This window comes from Stenotrophomonas sp. VV52, from assembly GCF_002893095.1.
GTDB classification, from domain to species: Bacteria; Pseudomonadota; Gammaproteobacteria; order Xanthomonadales; family Xanthomonadaceae; genus Stenotrophomonas; species Stenotrophomonas aracearum.
Map to the genome: position 1 here is coordinate 1 of NZ_PKQQ01000013.1, position 20,498 is coordinate 20,498.

The following is a 20,498-nucleotide window of genomic DNA, read 5'->3' on the forward strand; positions in this document are numbered from 1 at the left end:
TTTTCGTTTCCGTCAACACCTTCTTTCGAAGAAGTTGGCGTCCTGTTCCTTCGCGGTTGCCGCCTTGCGGTGGCCCCTGCGTCGGGGGAGGGAAAGTATGTCCCGAACCGGGTCGTTTGTGAAGGGGGTCCGTGACTTTTTTTCACGGAACTGTGCATTCATTCATGCCAGTCCCGCGCCCGGAGGCGCGGAACCCTTGTGGCGCTTAGGCGGCCACCAGCAACACGCGGGCGAAGTTGCGCTTGCCGACCTGCAGCAGCCCTTCGAAGCCAGGCACGAACAGCTGCTGGGCGTCGGCTACTACTACGCCATCCACTTTCACCGCGCCTTCCTTGAGCTTGCGCGACGCCTCGGAATTGCTCGGGGTGACGCCGGCAGCGGTGAGCAACGCACCAATACGCAGGCCCTCGGCCGGAATCGCCACTTCCTGCAGCGGCAGCAGGGTCACGTCGCCCTGCCCGGTCACGGCGGCGTTCCAGCCGGCAATGGCCAGTTCGGCGGCGTCGGCGTCATGGAAGCGGGTCGTCAGTTCACGGGCCAGGCGCAGCTTGACCTCGCGCGGGTTGAGGCTGCCGGCGGCGACCTGCTCACGCAGGCTGACGGCTTCGGCCTGGCTGATATCAAAGGACAGCAGCTCGATCCAGCGCCACATCAGGTCGTCGCCGATCTTCATGGTCTTGGTGACCATGTCGATGGCCGGCTCGCTGATGCCGATGTAGTTGTTGAGCGACTTGGACATCTTGGCCACGCCGTCCAGGCCTTCCAGCAGCGGCATGGTCAGCACGATCTGCGGCCTCTGGCCGTAGTGCTCCTGCAGGCCACGGCCCATCAGCAGGTTGAACTTCTGGTCGGTGCCGCCCAGTTCGACGTCCGCCTCCAGTGCCACCGAGTCGTAGCCCTGGACCAGCGGGTACAGGAACTCATGCAGGGCAATGGACTGCTGGGCGGCGTAACGCTTGGCGAAATCGTCGCGCTCGAGCATGCGCGCCACGGTGTGCTGGCCGGCCAGGCGGATCATGTCGGCCGCGCCCATCTTGCCGAACCACTCGGAGTTGAAGCGCACTTCGGTCTTTTCGCGGTCCAGCACCTTGAACACCTGCTCTTCATAGGTGCGCGCGTTGGCCAGCACGTCGTCCTTGCTGAGCGGCTTGCGGGTGGCGTTCTTGCCGGAGGGGTCACCGATCATCCCGGTGAAGTCGCCGATCAGGAAGATCACCTGGTGGCCGAGGTCCTGGAACTGGCGCAGCTTGTTGAGCAGCACGGTGTGGCCCAGGTGCAGGTCCGGGGCGGTGGGGTCGAAACCGGCCTTGACCCGCAGCGGGCGGCCGCTTTCCAGCCGCTGGCGCAGCTCCTCGATCTTGAGGACTTCGTCGGCGCCACGGCCGATCTGGGCAAGGGCTTGTTCAATCGAGGACACGTGCAACTCCCGGCGATGCCTTATTTACATGAATGACGTTAAGTACAAGTTAACCGCAAGCGCTTCACAAAAGCCAATAGGCACAAGGGTTTGACGCGGTATTTATACCTGTCTATGTTACCGACGTTTGGGCCCGTGATCCGGGTCAGCCAGGAACTTATCGACGATGCTGAATACCGATCAAGGCCGAGCGCGCAAGCAGCGCTTCAAGGAACGCCTTCACGTTCTCCACGACACCGCCCTGCATCGGAAGCTTCGCCAGCACCTTCCCGCGGCCTTCAACGAGCGTTGGACCCGTCGCCACTGGATGCATGCCAGCCTGTTCGCTACCATCGGCGCGCTGGTGGCCACGATCGTGCCGGGCTTCTCGCACACCATCGACGCCCCCTACTCCCTCAGCCATTCCACGCTCGCCCTGCCGTTGCCGCCGCTGTCCCAGGAGCGCATGAAGCAGGTGCCCGGCGACAGCTGGCAGGTCCTCCGCGTGCAGCGCGGGCAGACCCTGAGCGACCTGTTCGACGAGGCCGGCATTCCGGCCACGGTGATGCACCAGGTGCTGGACCATCCGGGCGTGCGCGATTCGCTGGTGAAGCTGCGCCCCGGTACCGAGATCGGCTTCGACCTGCCGCTGTCCGGCGAGCTGCGCACCATCCGCTATGACCGCGACGGCGACAACCGCGTGGAGCTGAGCCTCAAGGACGGCAAGATCACCGAGAAGGTCAGCAAGCGCGAGAGCTCCACCCGCCGGGTGGTGACCAGCGGCGAGATCACCAGTTCGCTGTATGCGGCCGCGCGCAAGGCCGGGCTGTCGCCGTCGGCGATCGCGACCATGACCGACGAGATCTTCAAGTACGACATCGACTTCTCCAAGGACCTGCAGCCCGGCGACCGCTTCAGCGTGGTCATGGACGAAACCTGGCGCGAAGGCGAAAAGGTGGACACCAGCAAGATCCTGGCGGCGACCTTCACCTCCGGCGGCAAGACCTACAGCGGCTTCCGTTTCGACCGCAACGGCAAGAGCGAGTACTTCGACGTCAGCGGCCGCCCGCTGAAGAAGAGCTTCATCCGCATGCCGATCCCGTTCGCGCGCCTGAGCTCCACCTTCGGCGCGCGCAAGCACCCGGTGCTGGGCAAGATGCGCATGCACAAGGGCGTGGACTACGCCGCGCGCACCGGTACCCCGATCATGGCCGCCGGCGATGCCCGCGTGCAGTTCGCCGGCGTGCAGCGCGGGTACGGCAACGTGGTGATCCTGGACCACGGACGGGGCCACACCACCCTGTACGGGCACATGTCGCGCTTCGGCAAGATCAAGACCGGCCAGCGCGTGGCGCAGGGCACGGTGATCGGCTACGTCGGCTCGACCGGCCTGGCCACCGGCCCGCACCTGCACTACGAATTCCGCGTCAACGGCGTGCACCGCAACCCGCTGTCGGTGACGATGCCGCCGCCGGAGCCGCTGCAGGGCAGCGAGCTGGTCGCCTTCCGCGCGCAGACCGCGCCGGCGCTGGCGCGCATCCAGGGCATGGAGAAGCTGATCTATGCCGACGCCAGCCCGGCGCCGAAGACCGACAAGGCTGCCACGACGACGGCCAGCACCGCCAAGCCGGCCAAGGGCAGCCGCGGCTGATCGCCGCGCGGTGCAGCGCGCGCAGCTGATGCGCGCGCATTGACGGCGGCAACAGGTTGCGCGGAAGCTGCACGCACCCTGTTGAACCGCCTGGCCATGACCGCACCTGATCTCTCTACCCCGCTCTACCTGGGCCTGATGTCCGGCACCAGCGCCGATGGCATCGATGCCGCGCTGGTGCAGTTCCCCGACCACGGTGGCTGCCGCTTCGTGCAGGGCCTGACCCATGCATGGGACCCGGCCCTCCGCGCCGAACTGGTGGCGCTGGGCGAAGGCGGCGAGCTGGGCTCGCTGGATACGCTGGGCCGGATCGATGCGCAGATCGGAATCGCGTTCGCGGCCGCTGCCAACCGCCTGCTGGAACAGGCCGCGCTGGATCCGACCCGGGTCGCGGCGATCGGTTCGCATGGGCAGACCGTGCGGCACCGCCCGCTGGCCGATCCGGCTTTCACCTGCCAGCTGGGCGATGCGAACCGGATTGCCGAGCTGACCGGGATTACCACGGCGGCCGACTTCCGCCGCCGCGACGTGGCCGCCGGCGGGCATGGCGCGCCGCTGATGCCGGCCTTCCACCTGGCCATGCTGGGCACCGCCGATGAAGACCGCGCGGTGTTGAACCTGGGCGGGATCGCCAATCTCACTTTGATTCCGCGCGAAGGAACCCCTCGCGGGTTCGATACCGGGCCGGCGAATGCGCTGATGGATGCGTGGTGCGAGCGGCATCGTGGGGTGCCGTTCGATGCGGACGGCGCGTTCGCGGCCAGCGGGCGGGTCGATGAGGAGGTGCTGGCGCAGTGGCGTTCCGAGCCGTGGTTCGCGCTGCCGCCGCCGAAGAGTACCGGGCGGGAGCAGTTCCATCTGGCGTGGGCCGAGGCGGCGCTGGAGGGGCGTGGGCTGGCGCCGGCGGATGTCCAGGCGACCTTGCTGGAATTGACGGCGGCTACCGTGGCCGATGCATTGCTGGCGCACCTGCCGGAGGCGAAACGGGTGCTGGTGTGTGGTGGCGGGGTGCGGAATCCCCAGTTGCTGCGGCGGCTCAGCGCGCGGTTGCCGGGGGTGGTGGTGGAGTCCAGTGCGGTGCACGGGCTGGACCCGGATTACCTGGAGGCGATGGGCTTCGCGTGGTTGGCGCACCGGACCCTACAGGGGCTGCCGGGGAATCTGCCGAGCGTTACCGGGGCGCGGGGGCCGCGGATCCTGGGGGCGATTCACCTGGCGTGAGTCAGAACGCCTTTACGTCTGGGAGCGCCTGCAGGGCCGCGATGGCGTCGGCCAGGGCGTTCACTTCGGGGTCGTGGAAGCCGCTGCGGACTTCCAGTTCGCTGGCGAACAGGCCCTGCTCGAGCAGGACCACGCAGGTGTGTTCGCGGGTCCAGCCACGCGCGACCGCGACCCGCCGGATGCGCTCGTTGAGCAGCGGGTCGAGATCCCGCAGCACTAGATCAGCCATGTGTTTCCCCCTGTTGGCAACGCACCGCCCCCACGGCACAACGGGGTCGATCATGGCCCACCCGGCGGCGGCGGGCAACTGCGTGCCGGACGAAGCCGGCTCAGGGGTTGCTGCGGTCGCGGATGCGCGGCCACAGCCAGACCAGCAGCAGCAGCGTCGGCAGCACCGTGGCCGAGCTGAGGATGAAGAAGGTGCTGTAGGAGGTAGCTTCGACGATGTAGCCGGAGGCGCCGCCCATGAACTTGCCGGGCAGGTTGGCCAGCGAGACCAGCAGGGCGTACTGGGTGGCGGTGAAGTTGCGGTCGGTCAGCGAGGACATGAAGGCCACCAGCACCGTGCCGGCAAAGCCCTGGAACAGGTTGTCCGCGCTCAGTGCGGCGTAGAACGCCCACAGCTGCCCGGGGTTGTGCGCCATCAGCAGGAACGCCAGGTTCGACAGCGCCACGCCGAGCGCGGCCACCAGCAACATGCGGCGGAAGCCGAAGGCCGCGACCGCGATGCCACCGACAAACGCGCCGCCGATGCCCATCCAGACCCCGAACAGCTTGGACACCGTGGCGATGTCGGCCTTGGTGAAGCCGGAGTCCAGGTAGAACGGGCCGGCCATCACGCCGATCACCTGGTCGGGGAACTTGTACAGGCCGACGAAGGCGAGCAGTACCAGCGCCAGCACCACGCCGTTGGTGGTGAAGAAGCTGGCGATGGGTTGCCAGAAGGCGCCGAAGAAATCGATGCGGCGCTGCATCCGCACTTCCGGCTGGGCCGGCTCGCGGCAGAACAGGGTGGTGGCGATCGGCAGCACCATCAGCGAGGCCATGGCCAGGTAGGCCACGATCCAGCCTTCGAACTGGGCCAGGTACAGCGCGCCGGCGCCGGCCAGGATCAGGCCGATGCGGTAGCCCAGCGTGTAGGTAGCGGCGAGCGCGGCCTGGGCGCTTTCCGGTGCGATTTCGATGCGGTAGGCATCCACCACCGAATCCTGGGTGGCGCCGGCGAACGAGGCCGCGAGCACCCACAGCACCAGAGGGGTCACGCCCAGTTCGGGACGCACGAACGCCAGGGCGAACAGGCCGCCGATGACGCCGACCTGCGAGGCCAGCAGCCAGGAGCGTCGGCGGCCGAGGAAGCCGATCAGCGGGAACGCGTAGCGGTCGATCAGCGGCGCCCAGACGAACTTCAGCAGGTAGAAGAAGCTGGCCAGGCTGATCAGGCCGATGCTGCCCAGGTCCAGCCCGACGTCGCGCAGGCGGGTGGACAGGGTCTGCGAGGCGATCAGCAGGAACGGCAGGCCGCTGCCGAAGCCCAGGAACGCCATGGTCAGCGCCGAGGGCGTGCCGAACGCGCGCTTGATGCCGGCCCAGCCCTTGTAGGACACCGGCGCCGCCGCTTCACTCATGGGGCGTAGTCCACCGTGAACGGGGCATGGTCGGAGAAGCGCTCATCGCGGTAGATCGAGCAGCCGCGCAGGCGCTCGCGCAGGCCGGGGCTGACGAACTGGTAGTCGATGCGCCAGCCCACGTTGTTGGCCCGGGCCGCGCCACGGTTGCTCCACCAGGTGTAGTCCTCGCCGGTGGGATGCAGCAGGCGGTAGGCGTCGGTCCAGCCCTGGCCGGCGCCGACATCCAGCGCCTGGCCGGCGTCCACGCACTGGCCGTTGAGCCAGTCGCGCTCGGGCGGCAGGCAGCCGGAGTTCTTCTGGTTGGACTTCCAGTTCTTGATGTCCAGCGCCGAACGCACGATGTTCCAGTCCCCGCAGAGCACGTAGTCGCGGCCGCTGGCCAGCCATTCGGCCAGGATCGGGCGCAGCCATTCCATCACTTCGTACTTGAAGCCCTGGCGCAGGTCGCCCGAGCTGCCCGACGGGATATAGAAGGAGACCACGCTGAGGTTGCCGTAGCGGGCCTCGATGTAGCGGCCTTCGTCGTCGAACGGGGCCCAGCCCAGCGAGGTGATGACCTGGTCGGGCTCACGCTTGCTGTAGATGGCCACGCCGCTGTAGCCCTTCTTGGTGATTGCGTCACGGTAGAAGCAGTGGTGGCCGTCCGGCCGGAACATCGGGTCGGTCAGCTGGTCTTCCTGCGCCTTGGTCTCCTGGATGCACAGCACGTCGGCGTCCTGGGCACGGAACCACTCGAGAAAGCCCTTGGTGGCGGCGGAACGGATGCCATTGGCGTTGAAACTGATGATGCGCATGCTGACCCGGATACAAGAGCGGTAACCGACAAAGCATACCGGGTTGCCCGGTCCATCGGCTGGCCGGATCCGGCCATCGCAGCGGCCTGCGGCAGGGGGTCACGAGCCTGAATTGGCAGGGATGCATTAGCATCTGCGCTCCAAGAGAATTGAATAGAGCTTCAGATGAGCGACCACCGTTACCGTTTCCTGCAGCTGGCGCTGACCGCCGATGCGCTGCGTTTTGGCCAGTTCACCCTCAAGTCGGGCCGCCTGAGCCCGTACTTCTTCAATGCCGGCCGTTTCGATTCCGGCGCCAAGATGGCCCAGCTGGCCGCCTGCTACGCCGATGCGGTGGAAGCCACCGGCCTGAAGTTCGACGTCGTGTTCGGCCCGGCCTACAAGGGCATTCCGCTGGCCACCGCCACCGCCTGCGAGTTCGCCCAGCGCGGCCGCGACCTGCCGCTGAGCTTCAACCGCAAGGAAGCCAAGGCGCATGGCGAGGGCGGCAACCTGATCGGCGCGGACATAAACGGCAAGCGCGTGCTGATCGTGGACGACGTGATCACCGCCGGCACCGCCATCCGTGAGGCGCTGACCATCATCAAGCAGGCCGGTGGCACCCCGGCCGGCATCGTGGTGGCGCTGGACCGCCAGGAGATCGCCTCGGAAGACGACCGCCGTTCGGCCGCCCAGGCCGTGGCCGAAGAAGCCGGCATTCCGGTGGTGGCCGTGGCCACGCTGGGCGACCTGCTTGATTTTGCCTCCGGAAATCCGGAACTTGTCGGGTACCGGCAGCCGCTGGAGGACTATCGGTCCCGCTACGGCAGCCGTCCTACGCGTTGAGAGCAGGGGGCTCCCATGTCCAGGATTGCCACGTTCACCATGATCGGCCTGCTGCTGGCCGCGCCCGTGCTCGGCGCACAGGCGCAGGCCAAGCGCAGCAGCACCGATGCCAAGGCCAAGAAGCTGTACTGCTGGAACAAGGGCAGTGAGCGGATCTGCAGCGATGCCCTGCCGCAGGAGGCGGTGAACAGCGCGCGCGAGGAATTCAGCGTCAACAGCGGCCTGCGCAAGGGTGGCGTGGAGCGCACCCTGACCGAGGAAGAGCGTGCCGATGCCGCCGTGGCGGCGGCACAGGCGCAGCTGGACCAGGCGGCGGAAGACACCCGCAAGCGCACCGAGCAGGCGATGCTCTCCACCTACGAGGACGAAGCCGACCTGCGCCGCGTGTTCGTGGAGCGCACCGGGATCCTGGACAACAACGTGAACACCGCCAACTACAACGTGGCCAGCCTGCGCGACGCGCTGGTGACGTTGCTGGGCAGCGCGGGCGACCGCGAACTGGCCGGCCAGCCGGTGCTGCCCAAGCAGGCCGAGGACATCCGCCTGCGGCACGCCGAACTGGTGACCCAGAAGCGCATGCAGGCCTCGTACCTGGACCAGCGCAAGGCGCTGGATGCGGAGATCGAGGAGACCCTGCAGCGGTACCGGTTGTTGAAGGGTGTGGAGACCGACCCGCGCGGGTAAGGGTTGAAGGAGCCGGGCAGAGCCCGGCTCTACTTTTTACGGCCTTTTTACGCTCATCCAAGACCTTGGGCGTGGAGCGTTTACGCGCCCGGGGACCACCATGACGGCCTGACGTGGAGTGGTTCCACCTGGACGTCCTATGAGCCTGACCCTGCCTGTTGTTGCTGCCGCCGCCGCGGCGAGCCCTACCCTGCCCGCCTGGCTTTCGCTGGTGTGCGGGGTGCTGGTGCTCGTCGTCGCCGCCTACCTGCTGTACGTCGTGCTTGCGCCCGAAAAGTTCTGACCGGAGCCGACCATGACCGAGATCCTGTTGATCCTGCTGGCCAGCATCGTGCTGGCCTTTCCGCTTGGGCTGTACCTGGCCCGGGTGATGCGCGGTGGGCCGATGCGCGGCGACGCGCTGTTCGCCTGGATTGAGAAGCCGCTGTACCGCGTGCTGGGGGTGAACCCGGTGCGCGGCATGTCCTGGCGCGGCTACGTGGGCGCCTTCCTGCTCAGCAACCTGGTGATTGCCGTGCTGGTGCAGGCGGTGCTCATGACCCAGGCCTGGCTGCCGTTCAACCCCGACCAGATTCCCAACATGCGCTGGGACACGGCGCTGCACACGATGGTCTCGTTCCTGACCAACACCAACCAGCAGCACTACTCCGGCCAGGCGCAGCTGTCGTACTTCTCGCAGATGACCGCGATCACCGGCCTGCAGGTCGTCACCCCGATGATGGGCCTGGCACTGGTGGTGGCCACGCTGCGGGCGCTGTTCGGTACCGCTCCGGAAGGCGAACCCGCCGACCCTGCCCTGCCGGCCGACCGCCGCATCGACGTGGGCAACTACTACGCCGACGTGGTGCGTTCGTGCGTGCGCTTCATGCTGCCGCTGTGCCTTCTGTGGGCCGTGCTGCTGACCAGCCAGGGCGTGCCCTCCACGCTGGCCGGTGGCCCCACCGCCACGCCGATCGACGCCACGGCCGGCATGGACAGCCAGAAGCTGCCGCTGGGCCCGGTCGCTGCAATGGTCGCGGCCAAGCAGCTGGGTGCCAACGGGGGCGGCTGGTACGGCCCCAACAGCAGCATGCCGCTGGAAAACCCGACCCCGCTGTCGAACGCACTGGAACTGATCGGCATCCTGCTGATCCCGATCGCGGTGGTGTTCATGCTCGGTGCCTTCACCGGGCGCAAGCGGCTGGCCGGGCTGGTGTTCGGCTGCATGCTGGCAATGTCCAGCGTCTCGGTGGCCGCCACGGTGTGGCTGGAAGGCCATTCGGCCACGGCCGCCAGCCCGCTGCTGATGGAAGGCAAGGAAGTGCGCTTCGGTGCCGACGGCACGGCCTTGTGGGCGGCGATCACCACCCAGGTCTCCAACGGCTCGGTCAACGGCATGCACGATTCGCTCAGCCCGCTGGCCGGTGCGGTGCCGATGGTGAACATGCTGGTCAGCGCGATCTGGGGTGGCATCGGCTGCGGCCTGCAGCAGTTCCTCGTGTACCTGCTGCTGGGCGTATTCCTGGCCGGTCTGATGACCGGACGTACCCCGGAGCTGCTGGGCCGCAAGCTGGAGACCCCGCAGGTGCGCCTGCTCGCACTGCTGGTACTGCTGCAGCCGATCACCCTCCTGGCGTTCACCGCGATCACGCTGGCCATTCCGTCGATCACCGGCACCTCGAATCCCGCGTTCCATGGCGTCAGCCAGGTGTTCTACGAGTACGTGTCGGCCTTCGCCAACAACGGCTCGGGCTTCGAAGGGCTGGGCGATGCGACGCCGTGGTGGAACCTGAGCTGCACCCTGGTACTGCTGCTGGGCCGCTACCCGGTGCTGGTGATTCCGCTGATTGTCTGCGCCCAGCTGGCGGCCAAGCGGCGTGCGCCGGAATCGGCCGGCACGCTGCAGATTGAAACCCCGACCTTCGCGCTGACCCTGATCGCGCTGATCGTCGTCCTGACCGTATTGCAGTTCATGCCGGCGCTGGTGCTGGGGCCGGTTGCCGACCACCTGTCGCTGACGCTGCGCTGAGACGCGAGACCATGAGTACCTATCCCTTGAATGCAACTTCCACCCGCCGCCCACGCCTGCTTGATGGCGCCGGCCTGCGCCGGGCACTGCGCGACGCGGTGGTCAAGCTGTCGCCGCGCCACCTGCTGCACAGCCCGGTGATGGCGGTGGTGATGGTGGGCACGCTGGTGAGCCTGCTGGTCACGCTCACCGGCAACGCGCCGCTGGGCTTCGGCCTGGCGGTGACCGCGATCCTGCTACTCACCGTGCTGTTCGGCAATTTCGCCGAAGCGGTGGCCGAAGCGCGCGGTCGTGGCCAGGCCGCGTCGCTGCGCCGTGCACGCCAGGACCTGAGCGCACGTCGCCTTGCAGCCGCGCATGCCGGTGCCAGTGAAACCCAGGTACCGGCTGCCGAGCTGCGCCCAGGCGACCATGTGATCGTCAGTGCCGGCGAACTGGTGCCGGCCGACGGCGAGATCGTGCACGGCCTGGCCACCATCAACGAAGCGGCAGTGACCGGCGAGTCGGCCCCGGTGCTGCGCGAAGCCGGCACCGACCGCAGCGGCGTGATCGGCGGCACCAAGGTGCTCTCCGACCAGATCATCGTGAAGATCACCGCCGAGCCGGGGCACAGCTTCCTGGACCGCATGATCGCGCTGGTGGAAGGCGCCAACCGGCAGAAGACGCCGAACGAGGTGGCCCTGACCCTGCTGCTGGCGGCGATGACGCTGACCTTCCTGGTGGTGGTGGCCACGCTGCCGGCGATCGGTGCGTTCGTCGGGGTGAAGGTCGACCCGCTGCTGCTGATCGCGCTGCTGGTGTGCCTGATTCCGACCACCATCGGCGGGTTGCTGCCGGCCATTGGTATTGCCGGCATGAACCGTGCGCTGGCGGCCAACATCCTGGCCAAGAGCGGCAAGGCGGTGGAAGTGGCCGGCGACGTGGACGTGCTGCTGCTCGACAAGACCGGCACCATCACCCACGGCGATCGCCAGGCCAGCCACTTCCACGCGCTGGCCGGGATCGAAGCGACCCAGCTGCGCGAAGCGGCGCTGCTGTCCTCGCTGGCCGACCCGACCCCGGAAGGCAAATCCATCGTGCGCCTTGCGCGTGAGCAGGGCTGCACCACGGGCGAGCCTGACAAGGCGGAGTACCTCGCCTTCAGCGCGCAGACCCGCATGTCCGGCGTGGACCTGGACGGCGGCCGGCGCATCCGCAAGGGTGCCGCCGATGCGATCACCGCGTATGTGCGCGAACTGGGTGGCAGCGTGCCGGCCGAGCTGGCCGGGCGGGTGGAACAGGTAGCGCGCAACGGCGCCACGCCGCTGGTGGTGTGCGAAGGCCGCCACGTGCTGGGCGTGATCGAGCTGAGCGACGTGGTCAAGCACGGCATGCGCGAGAAGTTCGCGCAGCTGCGGGCGATGGGCATCCGCACGGTGATGATTACCGGTGACAACCCGCTTACCGCCGCGGCCATTGCCGCCGAAGCGGGCGTGGACGACTACATCGCCGAGGCGCGCCCGGAGGACAAACTGGCCCGGATCCGCGCCGAGCAGGCCGGTGGACGGCTGGTGGCGATGGTCGGCGACGGCACCAACGATGCGCCCGCGCTGGCCCAGGCCGACATCGGCCTGGCAATGAACTCGGGCACCCAGGCGGCCAAGGAAGCCGGCAACATGGTGGACCTGGATTCGGACCCGACCAAGCTGCTGGCGGTGGTGGAAGTGGGCAAGCAGCAGCTGATCACGCGCGGCGCGCTGACCACCTTCTCGCTGGCCAACGATGTCTCAAAGTACTTCGCGATCCTGCCGGCGTTGTTCGCCGCCACCTTGCCTGCGATGGCGACGTTGAACGTGATGCAGCTGTCCAGCCCGCGCAATGCGGTGCTGGCGGCGCTGATCTTCAACGCGCTGGTGATTCCGGCCCTGATTCCGCTGGCGCTGCGCGGGGTGCGCTTCCGCACGGCCACGGCCACCGCGCTGCTGCGCCGGAACATGCTGGTGTACGGGCTCGGCGGCGTGCTGCTGCCGTTTGCGGCCATCAAGTTGATCGACCTCTTCCTCTTCTCGGTATTCGGCGCATGAACCGCTCTGCTGCTGTTTCGCTTTCCCGTCCGGCGCGTACCCGCGCCGCTGTTTCCGTCGCCCTGCAGCACCGGGGTGCACTGCGCCCGGCCATTGGGCTGGGTGTGGCCAGCCTGCTGGTGCTTGGGCTGGCGTATGCGGTAGGCACGACGACGGTCAGCCGCGCCCTGTTCCCCGCGAAGGCCGATGGCAGCCTGCTGGTCGTCGACGGCCAGGTGCGGGGTTCGCGCCTCGTCGCGCAGCCGTTTGCCGGGGACGGCTACTTCCAGACCCGGCCCTCGGCCGCCGGCTACGACCCGATGGCGGCGGCCGGCAGCAACCTGGCGCGCAGCAACCCGGCGCTGCAGGAGCGCGTGCGTGAGGCGACGGCGGCGGTCGCGCTTCGCGAGGGCGTGCCTACCAGTGCCGTACCCGGCGACCTGGTGACCCAGTCCGGTGCCGGCATGGATCCGGAGATCTCGCCACAGGCCGCAGCAGTTCAGGTGGCGCGGGTGGCGCGTGCGCGAGGCATGGACGCCGCGCAGGTGGAAGCCCTGGTGGCCGCGCAAACGGAGGGGCCGCAGTGGGGGGTGTTCGGACAGCCACGGGTGAATGTGATGGAGCTCAATACAGCGTTGGATCACACTCTGCACCCATGACCGATTCCCGTACACGACAGGCCGATGCACTGGTGGAGAGCCTTCAGCGCGAGGCCGGTGGCAAGCTGACCGTGTTCCTGGGCGCCGCGCCCGGGGTGGGCAAGACCTACAGCATGCTCGGGCGCGCGCACGAACAGCTGCGCCGGGGCGTGGACGTGGTGGTCGGGCTGGTGGAAACCCACGGCCGCGCGGAAACGGCCGCGCTGCTGGACGGCCTCCCGCAGGTGCCCCTGCTGCAGCGCGCGTACCAGCAGCATGCGCTGCAGGAAATGGATTTGGACGCGGTGCTGGCGCGCCACCCGGCACTGGTGCTGGTGGACGAACTGGCCCACCGCAACGTGCCGGGCAGCCGCCACGAGCGTCGCTGGCAGGACGTGATGGAACTGCTGGACGCCGGCATCGACGTCTGGACCACGATCAACATCCAGCACCTGGAAAGCCTCAACGACGTGGTGATGCGCATCACCGGGGTGCGGGTCAGCGAGACCGTGCCCGATGCGGTGCTCGACCGTTTGCACGACATCGTGCTGGTCGACCTGCCGCCACGCGAACTGATCGAGCGCCTGCAGCAGGGCAAGGTGTACGTGCCCGAGCAGGCCGCACAGGCGCTGCAGGCGTTCTTTTCACCGGCCAACCTGACCGCGCTGCGCGAGCTGGCCATGCAGGAAGCGGCTGACCGGGTCGACACCAGCCTGCGCGAAACCCGCGCCGCGCGCGGCGAAGGCAACCTGCCGCTGCGGCGGCGGGTGCTGGTGGCGATCGACGGCGGCGGCCAGAGCGAGTACCTGGTGCGGGTGGGCCGGCGCATCGCCGAACGCCGCGATGCGCCGTGGACGGTGGTGACCGTGCAGCGCCGACGCGAGGACGAAGGCACCCGCCGCGAGATCGACGCCGCGTTCGCGCTGGCCCGGCGGCTGGGCGGCGAGGCCGAGCTGCTGCACGGGCCGAGCATTGCCGACGCGCTACTCGACCATGCCGCGCACAACAGCGTGTCCACCCTGGTGCTGGGCCGTACCCGCGAGCGGCCGTTTGCGCGCATGCTCAACCGCACCCTCACCCAGCAGCTGATCCAGCGCGGCGCGCACTACGAGATCACCATCATCGGCACCCCGCAGGCGCGCGCGCATGCGCGTCGCCATGGTCTTTCGATGCCGACCCTGAGTACCGGCCGCGATTCCCTGCTCGCCCTCACCGCGACCGCGCTGGCCTGCCTGGTGGCGCTGGTGGCCGAGCGCTGGGTGGGGCTGTACGACCTCTCGATGGTGTTCATCGTGGCGGTGGTGGTGGTGGCTGCACGCAGCCGTACCAGTGCGGCGGTGATGGCGGCGGCGTTGTGCTTCCTGGCCTACAACTTCTTCTTCATCTCGCCCCGCTTCACCTTCGCGATCAGCGCGCGCCAGGGCGTGATCACCGTGTTCCTGTTCCTGGTGGCGGCACTGGTGGCCGGGCGGCTGGCCTCGCGCCTGCGCATGCAGGTGGTGGCGCTGCGCGCGGCCAACCGGCATGCCAATGCACGCCAGGTACTGGGCGGGCAGCTGACCCGCGCGGCCAGCAACGAACAGGTGGCGCAGGCCGGGCGCGAGGCGCTGGAACAGGCGCTGGATGCACCGGCCTGGCTGCGCATCGGCGCCGACACCAGCACCAGCGGCAGCGCCGCGCCGGGCGACACCGACCTGGCCGCCGCCGACTGGGCACAGCGCAATGGCCAGCCCAGCGGCCGCTTCACCGACACCCTGGCCGGCGCGGACTGGTGGTTCCTGCCGCTGCTGGACGGCGACGAACGGACCATCGGCGTGGCGGGCATCCGCTTCCCGCGCAGTGCGCCGCGGCTGACCCCGGAGCAGCGCCAGCTGGCCGAAGCGATGGTGGATGACATCGCGCAGGCGGCGCTGCGCACGCGGCTGGTGGCCGATCTGGAAAAGGCGCACGTGAGCAACGAGACCGAGCGGCTGCGCTCGGCACTGCTGTCCTCGGTGTCGCACGACCTGCGCTCGCCGCTGGCGGCGATGATCGGTTCGGCCGACAGCCTTTTCAGCTACGCCGATGCGATGGACGCGCGCGACCGGCGTGCGCTGCTGGACACCATCCTGGTGGAAGGCGAGCGGCTGGACCGCTACATCCAGAACCTGCTGGACATGACCCGGCTGGGCCACGAGGGCCTGAAGATCAACCGCGACTGGATCGGGGTGGACGAGCTGGTGGGCTCGGCCGCGCGCCGGCTGCAGCGCTACCAGCCGGAGGTGCGGCTGCAGCTGGACATTCCCGGCACGCTGGCACCGATCTGGGTGCATCCGGCGCTGGTGGAACAGGCGGTGTTCAACGTGATGGAGAACGCCGCCAAGTTCTCCCCGCCCGGCGCGGCGGTGGAAGTGCAGGCGCGGCTGGTGGACGGCGAGCTGCGCATCGACGTGCTGGACGCCGGCCCGGGCATTCCCGATGAGGAGCGCGCGCGCATCTTCGACATGTTCTACAGCGTGGAGCGCGGCGACCGCGGCCGGCATGGTACCGGGCTCGGGCTGACCATCACCCAGGGCATGATCGGCGCGCACGGCGGCAGCGTGCAGGCGCTGCCGGGGCGCGACGGACGCGGTACCCTGATCCGCATCACGCTCCCGCTGCTGCAACCGCACCCTGCCGATGACCACGACGAATCCTGACGCCTCCCACGGCGTGCCACCGGCGCGCGTGCTGGTGATCGACGACGAAGCGCAGATCCGCCGCTTCCTGGAGATCAGCCTGCGCGCGCAGGGTTATCGCGTGCTGCAGGCGGCCACCGGGCAGGACGGGCTGGAGCAGCTGGTGGGCGAAGGCGCGGACCTGGTGATCCTGGATATCGGCCTGCCCGACATGGAAGGCCACCAGGTGCTGGCCGAGCTGCGCCAGTGGAGCCAGGTGCCGGTGATCATGCTCACGGTGCGCGCCAGCGAAACCGAAAAGGTGCTGGCGCTGGACAACGGCGCCAACGACTACGTGACCAAGCCGTTCGGCACCCAGGAACTGATGGCGCGGGTGCGTGCGCTGCTGCGCACGCGCACGGTGTCGGCCGACGGGGTATTGCCGCAGTTCGACGACGGCCACCTGCATATCGACCTGGTCCGCCGCGAGGTGCACCTGGACGGCGCGCCGGTGGCGCTGACCCGCAAGGAATACGCGTTGCTGTCGCTGCTGCTGCGCAACGCCGGCCGGGTGGTGACCCAGCCGCAGATCCTGGCCGAAATCTGGGGGCCGACCCACCAGCACGACACGCATTACCTGCGCATCCTGGTGGGCAAGCTGCGCCACAAGCTGGGCGATTCCGCGCTCGATTCGAAGTACCTCTTTACCGAACCGGGCGTGGGTCTGCGCTTCAAGGGGTAATGCCGGCCGCTGGTCGGCTCCTCAGAATCCCAACTCAACCCCAGGCAGCAACGGCTGCAGCTGTTCGCGGAACAACGCCTTGATGCGCTCCAGCGGCGCTTCGTCGTTGCCCTCGAAACGCAGCACCAGCACCGGCGTGGTGTTGGAGGCGCGCAGCAGGCCCCAGCCGTCCGGGAAGTCCGCACGCAGGCCGTCGATGGTCGACAGTCGCGCGCCGAAGAACGGTGAGTCGTCCGCCTGCGCGGCAGAGACGAACAGCGACACCAGTGCATGCGGGGTGCCGTTCTCCACCGGCACCTTGAGTTCCGGCGTGGACACGCTGTCGGGCAATTCGTCCAGCACTTCCGACGGCGTCTCTTCGCGCTGGGCCAGGATTTCCAGCAGGCGCGAGGCGGCATACAGGCCATCGTCGAACCCGAACCAGCGTTCCTTGAAGAAGAAGTGTCCGCTCATCTCGCCGGCCAGCTCGGCGTCGGTCTCGCGCATCTTGGCCTTGATCAGCGAGTGCCCGGTCTTCCACATCATCGGGCTGCCACCATTGCGCAGCACGTAGTCCGACAGCTTGCCGCTGCACTTCACGTCGTAGATGACCAGCGCGCCCGGATTACGCTGCAGCACGTCGGCCGCGAACAGCATCAGCAGGCGGTCGGCGTAGATGATCTTTCCTTCCTTGGTGACCACGCCGAGGCGGTCGCCATCGCCGTCGAAGGCCAGGCCGATGTCGGCGTCGAAGCGCTTCACGGTCTGGATCAGGTCTTCCAGGTTGTCCGGGTCGCTCGGGTCCGGGTGATGGTTGGGGAAGGTGCCGTCCACGTCGCAGTAGAGCGGAATGACTTCGGCACCGATCGCCTCCAGCAGCGGCTGCGCCAGCTCACCGGCCACGCCGTTGCCGGCGTCGGCCACCACCTTGATCGGGCGGTCCAACTGCACGTCGTCGGCGATGCGCTGGATGTAGTCGGCATTGACGTCGCGCTGCTGCAGGCTGCCCGGCGTGGCGGCCACGTGCAGCTGGCCGTCGCGGATGCGCTGGTACAGCTCGGTGATGGCATCGCCGGAAAGGGTTTCGCCACCGACCACGATCTTGAAGCCGTTGTAGTCCGGCGGGTTGTGGCTGCCGGTTACCGCCACGCAGCTGCCCGCGCGCAGGTGATAGCTGGCGAAGTACACCACCGGGGTCGGGGCAAGGCCGATGTCGATGACGTCGCAGCCGGCGCGGCGCAGGCCTTCGATCAGGCTGGCGCTGAGCTCCGGTCCGGACAGCCGGCCGTCACGGCCCACCACGATGTCGCGCAGCCCCTGCACCTGCAGTACCGAGCCGATGGCCTGGCCGATCAGCACTGCAACCTGCGGGGTGAGCTCGCGACCGATCACGCCGCGGATGTCGTAGGCGCGGAAGATGCCTTCGGCGACCTCGTTGCCGGGACCGCTGGGCAGCGGCGGCGGCGCACCCGCCTCACTGGCTGCAGATGTCGCTTCCGGCACGGGGTCGAGTTCCAGGCTCTCGCGCAGGGTCGGGCCGTGTTCGCCTTCGGCCACCTCGGTGCGGCGGCGCGGCAGCTTCACCTTGCCCTTGCCGAACTGCAGCATGCCGGCAATGGCCAGCAGCAGCACGGCCACGATGAACGACGGGATCGCGCCCAGGCCGAGCGGGCCCGGTTCGACGTCCGGCACCGCCGCCGACAGGCGCAGGCCGGTCTTGCCGATCGGCCGGGCCAGGCCTTCGGCGCCCTGCGACAGCGAGGTGTCGCCCTGTTCGATGATGTTGTGCCCGCCCTGGCGCAGCGCCAGGTAGCCGGCCGACGGCACCCGCACCTTGTCGAAGGTGTCGGTCAGGCGCAGCAGCGGCTGGCGGACATAGATGACAGCAGGTCCCTGGTTGCCCAGCTGCACCGGCACGGCCAGGCCCAGGCGCTGGCCCCCGGCGTCGCGCACCACGCGCGCGGTGACGGTGTCGCCGGCAATGGCCGCTTCCATCAGTGCCAGGCGCGCGTAGCCGAAGGTTTTCGGGTCGGCATAGGCCTGGTCGAGGTCGGTGGTGAACACCTCGACCTCTTCGGTGCCCGGCCAGCCTTCACGCACGGCCAGCGCGGTGGCGTCGGCGTCGCCGGCGGCCAGTGCGGTGCTGACCCGCTCGCTCTTGACGAGGGTCCGCAGCTGCGTGGTCTGGCCGTTGAGCGCGTTCTGCACGCCCTGCACGATCTCGTCGCGCGACTGTTCCAGCGCCTGCCCGGTCGAGGCCTGTCGCCATTGGCGCACCCCGCTCCAGGCAAACCACACCGCCATCAGGGCCAGAAGGCCCACCAGCACCAGCCCGTTACGCTTGCTTGTCAGTCGCGGCTGTCCTTCCGCCGTTGCCTTGCTCATCGGTGTTACCCCCTGTCAGCGCACCCCGGTATGGCCGAATCCACCCGTTCCCCTGGCGCTGTCGGTGAAAGTATCCACTACCTGCAGGTCCACGCGTGCAATCGGCAGCACGACCAACTGTGCAATACGGTCACCGGGCTGCAGCGTGAAGGCCTCGCGGCCACGGTTCCAGGCGCTGATCAGCAGCGGTCCCTGGTAGTCGGCATCGATCAGGCCGGTGCCGTTGCCCAGCACGATGCCGTGCCGGTGCCCCAGCCCGGAGCGCGGCAACACCACCGCGCACAGGTTCGGGTCTTCGATATGGATGGCGATACCGCTGGGAATCAGCGCGGTGTCCCCCGGCTGCAGGGTGAGTTCGGTTTCCAGCGCGGCGCGCAGGTCGAGGCCGGCGCTGGCTTCGGTGGCGTAGGCCGGCATGGGCCAGTCGTCACCAAAGCGTGGATCGAGCAGCTTCACCTGCAGCGGCTGCAGGGACGGGGCTTGGGTCATGCGTGCAACCTCTGGGCAATCAGGGACAACAGTTGTTCGGCCAGCAGCGCCTTGGTGGTGCCGGGGAAGACCTGCTCCCCGCCCTGCCAGTACGCCGTAGCAGCATTCTCGTCGCTTTCGAAGCCACCGTTTGTGATCCCGACCTGATTGGCGATCACCAGGTCCAGCCGCTTGTCGACCAGCTTGCCGCGCGCGTACTTCTCCACGTCGTGGGTTTCAGCGGCAAACCCGACCACCAGCTTGAGCGCGTTGGTCTGCGCGGCCACTTCCGCCAGGATGTCGGCGGTGCGGACCAGTTCGAGCGTCAACGTCTGCGTACCTGCCGTCTTCTTCAGCTTCTGGGGTGCGATCTGGCGCGGGGTGTAGTCCGACACCGCGGCCGCCCCTATATAGATGTCTGCCGGCAGCGCGTCGAGCACGGCGCTGCGCATCTGCGCGGCCGAGCGCACGTCCACCCGCTGCACCCCGGCCGGGGTGGCCAGGTGCACCGGGCCGCTGACCAGCACCACCTGGGCGCCTTGGCGCACGGCGGCCGCGGCCAGCGCGTAGCCCATCTTGCCGCTGCTGCGGTTGCCGACGTAGCGGACCGGGTCCAGGTCTTCATAGGTGGGCCCTGCGCTGATCACCACGCGCAGGCCCTTCAGCTCTTGGGCGACGTCGGGCGCGGCCGGGTCCTGCAGGCTGGCCAGCGCCGCCACGATGGCGTGCGGCTCGGTCAGCCGGCCGGGGCCGGATTCGCCTTCCGCCAGCGGGCCGTCTTCCGGGCCGATCACCTGCGCGCCGCGCTCGCGCAGCAGGCTGATGTTGGCCTGGGTGGCCGGGTGCAGCCACATGCGGTGGTTCATCGCCGGGCACACGGTGAGCGGCGCGGTGGTGGCCAGGCACAGGGTGGTGACCAGGTCGTCGGCGTGGCCATTGGCCAGGCGCGCCAGCAGGTCGGCGGTAGCCGGGGCCACCACGATGCGGTCGGCCCAGCGGGCCAGCTCGATATGGCCCATGGCCTGCTCGGCCGCGCTGTCCCACAGGGTGGTGCGGGTCGGCTGGCCGGACAGGGCCTGGAAGCTCAGCGGGGTCACGAACTGCTGGGCACCGGCGGTCATGGCCACCTGCACCTGGGCCCCGGCGTCGCGCAGGCGTCGCACCAGCTCCAGCGACTTGTAGGCCGCGATGCCGCCACCCACGCACAACAACAGCTTCTGGCCTGCCAGCGGGCGCGCCTGCGCCGGGGAAGCCTGGGGGGAGTCAGCCACCTGCGGAATTCCTGTCTATCTGAGGCGGGTAGCTTACCCGATGCTCTGTTGCGGCCCTGATGCGCCAGGGGCATGAGAACGGTGTTTTTTGTCATGAGCGGGCGGGGCGATGGCGTCGTGGAACTGCGCT

General features: G+C 68.6%; 17 protein-coding genes. 10 read left to right on the forward strand and 7 right to left on the reverse strand.

Annotated elements, in window-relative coordinates; translation table 11 throughout:
• Positions 1–205: 205 nt before the first annotated feature.
• The gene (tyrS, locus tag C2U58_RS17285; RefSeq protein ID WP_102947064.1) at positions 206–1,417 is read right to left on the reverse strand and encodes a tyrosine--tRNA ligase; all 1,212 of its coding nucleotides are present in this window, start codon (positions 1,415–1,417) and stop codon (positions 206–208) included.
• A 166-nt stretch (positions 1,418–1,583) separates the two neighbouring features.
• Here tyrS and C2U58_RS17290 point away from each other — a divergent pair, with 166 nt between their 5' ends.
• Positions 1,584–3,047: a peptidoglycan DD-metalloendopeptidase family protein gene (locus C2U58_RS17290; protein ID WP_102946990.1), complete on the forward strand. Its 1,464-nt coding sequence runs from the start codon at positions 1,584–1,586 to the stop codon at positions 3,045–3,047.
• Positions 3,048–3,143: 96 nt separating this feature from the next.
• Positions 3,144–4,268 (forward strand): anhydro-N-acetylmuramic acid kinase, encoded by a 1,125-nt coding sequence (locus C2U58_RS17295; protein WP_102947065.1) that lies wholly within the window; start codon positions 3,144–3,146, stop codon positions 4,266–4,268.
• A 1-nt stretch (position 4,269) separates the two neighbouring features.
• Here the strand turns inward: C2U58_RS17295 and C2U58_RS17300 are convergent, their stop codons facing one another.
• The 3 genes from C2U58_RS17300 to C2U58_RS17310 form a co-directional block, all read right to left on the reverse strand.
• Positions 4,270–4,497, reverse strand: coding sequence for a hypothetical protein (locus tag C2U58_RS17300; protein WP_095362623.1), 228 nt, complete (start codon positions 4,495–4,497; stop codon positions 4,270–4,272).
• A gap of 100 nt (positions 4,498–4,597) precedes the next feature.
• Positions 4,598–5,893 (reverse strand): MFS transporter, encoded by a 1,296-nt coding sequence (locus C2U58_RS17305; RefSeq protein ID WP_102946991.1) that lies wholly within the window; start codon positions 5,891–5,893, stop codon positions 4,598–4,600.
• Positions 5,890–6,690 carry an exodeoxyribonuclease III gene (locus C2U58_RS17310; protein ID WP_070209417.1) on the reverse strand — a complete coding sequence of 267 codons (801 nt, stop codon included), beginning with the start codon at positions 6,688–6,690 and terminating at the stop codon, positions 5,890–5,892. The genes C2U58_RS17305 and C2U58_RS17310 overlap by 4 nt, the downstream gene beginning before the upstream one ends.
• Positions 6,691–6,855: 165 nt before the next feature.
• On the opposite strand from C2U58_RS17310, the gene pyrE reads away from it, so the two are divergent.
• The 8 genes from pyrE (at position 6,856) to C2U58_RS17350 (ending at position 16,265) form a co-directional block, all read left to right on the forward strand.
• Positions 6,856–7,515, forward strand: coding sequence for an orotate phosphoribosyltransferase (pyrE, locus tag C2U58_RS17315; protein ID WP_102946992.1), 660 nt, complete (start codon positions 6,856–6,858; stop codon positions 7,513–7,515).
• Between the two features lie 15 nt (positions 7,516–7,530).
• On the forward strand, positions 7,531–8,199 hold the full coding sequence (locus C2U58_RS17320; protein WP_102946993.1) for a hypothetical protein: 669 nt from the start codon (positions 7,531–7,533) through the stop codon (positions 8,197–8,199).
• Between the two features lie 190 nt (positions 8,200–8,389).
• Complete coding sequence (locus C2U58_RS20435) at positions 8,390–8,482, forward strand: potassium-transporting ATPase subunit F (protein WP_102947066.1); 93 nt, start codon at positions 8,390–8,392, stop codon at positions 8,480–8,482.
• Positions 8,483–8,494: 12 nt separating this feature from the next.
• A complete protein-coding gene (gene kdpA, locus C2U58_RS17330) occupies positions 8,495–10,207 on the forward strand; it encodes a potassium-transporting ATPase subunit KdpA (protein ID WP_102946994.1) in 1,713 nt (570 codons plus the stop codon).
• 11 nt (positions 10,208–10,218) lie between these two features.
• A complete protein-coding gene (gene kdpB / locus C2U58_RS17335; protein ID WP_102946995.1) occupies positions 10,219–12,270 on the forward strand; it encodes a potassium-transporting ATPase subunit KdpB in 2,052 nt (683 codons plus the stop codon).
• Positions 12,267–12,908: a potassium-transporting ATPase subunit KdpC gene (kdpC, locus tag C2U58_RS17340; RefSeq protein ID WP_102946996.1), complete on the forward strand. Its 642-nt coding sequence runs from the start codon at positions 12,267–12,269 to the stop codon at positions 12,906–12,908. Before kdpB ends, kdpC begins: the two co-directional genes overlap by 4 nt.
• Positions 12,905–15,565: a sensor histidine kinase KdpD gene (locus C2U58_RS17345; protein ID WP_102946997.1), complete on the forward strand. Its 2,661-nt coding sequence runs from the start codon at positions 12,905–12,907 to the stop codon at positions 15,563–15,565. Before kdpC ends, C2U58_RS17345 begins: the two co-directional genes overlap by 4 nt.
• Positions 15,546–16,265 carry a response regulator transcription factor gene (locus C2U58_RS17350; protein WP_102946998.1) on the forward strand — a complete coding sequence of 240 codons (720 nt, stop codon included), beginning with the start codon at positions 15,546–15,548 and terminating at the stop codon, positions 16,263–16,265. Before C2U58_RS17345 ends, C2U58_RS17350 begins: the two co-directional genes overlap by 20 nt.
• A 21-nt stretch (positions 16,266–16,286) precedes the next feature.
• Here C2U58_RS17350 and C2U58_RS17355 read toward each other — a convergent pair whose 3' ends face one another.
• The 3 genes from C2U58_RS17355 to coaBC are packed head-to-tail and all read right to left on the reverse strand — an operon-like array spanning position 16,287 to position 20,368.
• Entirely contained in the window at positions 16,287–18,629 is a 2,343-nt protein-coding gene (locus C2U58_RS17355) for a phosphomannomutase/phosphoglucomutase (protein WP_102946999.1), read from the reverse strand.
• A 15-nt stretch (positions 18,630–18,644) separates the two neighbouring features.
• Positions 18,645–19,118 carry a dUTP diphosphatase gene (dut, locus tag C2U58_RS17360; RefSeq protein ID WP_070208590.1) on the reverse strand — a complete coding sequence of 158 codons (474 nt, stop codon included), beginning with the start codon at positions 19,116–19,118 and terminating at the stop codon, positions 18,645–18,647.
• Positions 19,115–20,368: a bifunctional phosphopantothenoylcysteine decarboxylase/phosphopantothenate--cysteine ligase CoaBC gene (coaBC, locus tag C2U58_RS17365; RefSeq protein ID WP_102947000.1), complete on the reverse strand. Its 1,254-nt coding sequence runs from the start codon at positions 20,366–20,368 to the stop codon at positions 19,115–19,117. The genes dut and coaBC overlap by 4 nt, the downstream gene beginning before the upstream one ends.
• Positions 20,369–20,498 lie beyond the last annotated feature (130 nt).

Bases quoted from the DNA above. Each gene is read 5' to 3' on its own strand.
- C2U58_RS17290 (WP_102946990.1), top strand. From the start codon at position 1,584: ATGCTGAATACCGATCAAGGCCGAGCGCGCAAGCAGCGCTTCAAGGAA.
- C2U58_RS17295 (WP_102947065.1), top strand. From the start codon at position 3,144: ATGACCGCACCTGATCTCTCTACCCCGCTCTACCTGGGCCTGATGTCC.
- C2U58_RS17300 (WP_095362623.1), bottom strand. From the start codon at position 4,497: ATGGCTGATCTAGTGCTGCGGGATCTCGACCCGCTGCTCAACGAGCGC.
- C2U58_RS17305 (WP_102946991.1), bottom strand. From the start codon at position 5,893: ATGAGTGAAGCGGCGGCGCCGGTGTCCTACAAGGGCTGGGCCGGCATC.
- C2U58_RS17310 (WP_070209417.1), bottom strand. From the start codon at position 6,690: ATGCGCATCATCAGTTTCAACGCCAATGGCATCCGTTCCGCCGCCACC.
- pyrE (WP_102946992.1), top strand. From the start codon at position 6,856: ATGAGCGACCACCGTTACCGTTTCCTGCAGCTGGCGCTGACCGCCGAT.
- C2U58_RS17320 (WP_102946993.1), top strand. From the start codon at position 7,531: ATGTCCAGGATTGCCACGTTCACCATGATCGGCCTGCTGCTGGCCGCG.
- kdpA (WP_102946994.1), top strand. From the start codon at position 8,495: ATGACCGAGATCCTGTTGATCCTGCTGGCCAGCATCGTGCTGGCCTTT.
- kdpB (WP_102946995.1), top strand. From the start codon at position 10,219: ATGAGTACCTATCCCTTGAATGCAACTTCCACCCGCCGCCCACGCCTG.
- kdpC (WP_102946996.1), top strand. From the start codon at position 12,267: ATGAACCGCTCTGCTGCTGTTTCGCTTTCCCGTCCGGCGCGTACCCGC.
- C2U58_RS17345 (WP_102946997.1), top strand. From the start codon at position 12,905: ATGACCGATTCCCGTACACGACAGGCCGATGCACTGGTGGAGAGCCTT.
- C2U58_RS17350 (WP_102946998.1), top strand. From the start codon at position 15,546: ATGACCACGACGAATCCTGACGCCTCCCACGGCGTGCCACCGGCGCGC.
- C2U58_RS17355 (WP_102946999.1), bottom strand. From the start codon at position 18,629: ATGAGCAAGGCAACGGCGGAAGGACAGCCGCGACTGACAAGCAAGCGT.
- dut (WP_070208590.1), bottom strand. From the start codon at position 19,118: ATGACCCAAGCCCCGTCCCTGCAGCCGCTGCAGGTGAAGCTGCTCGAT.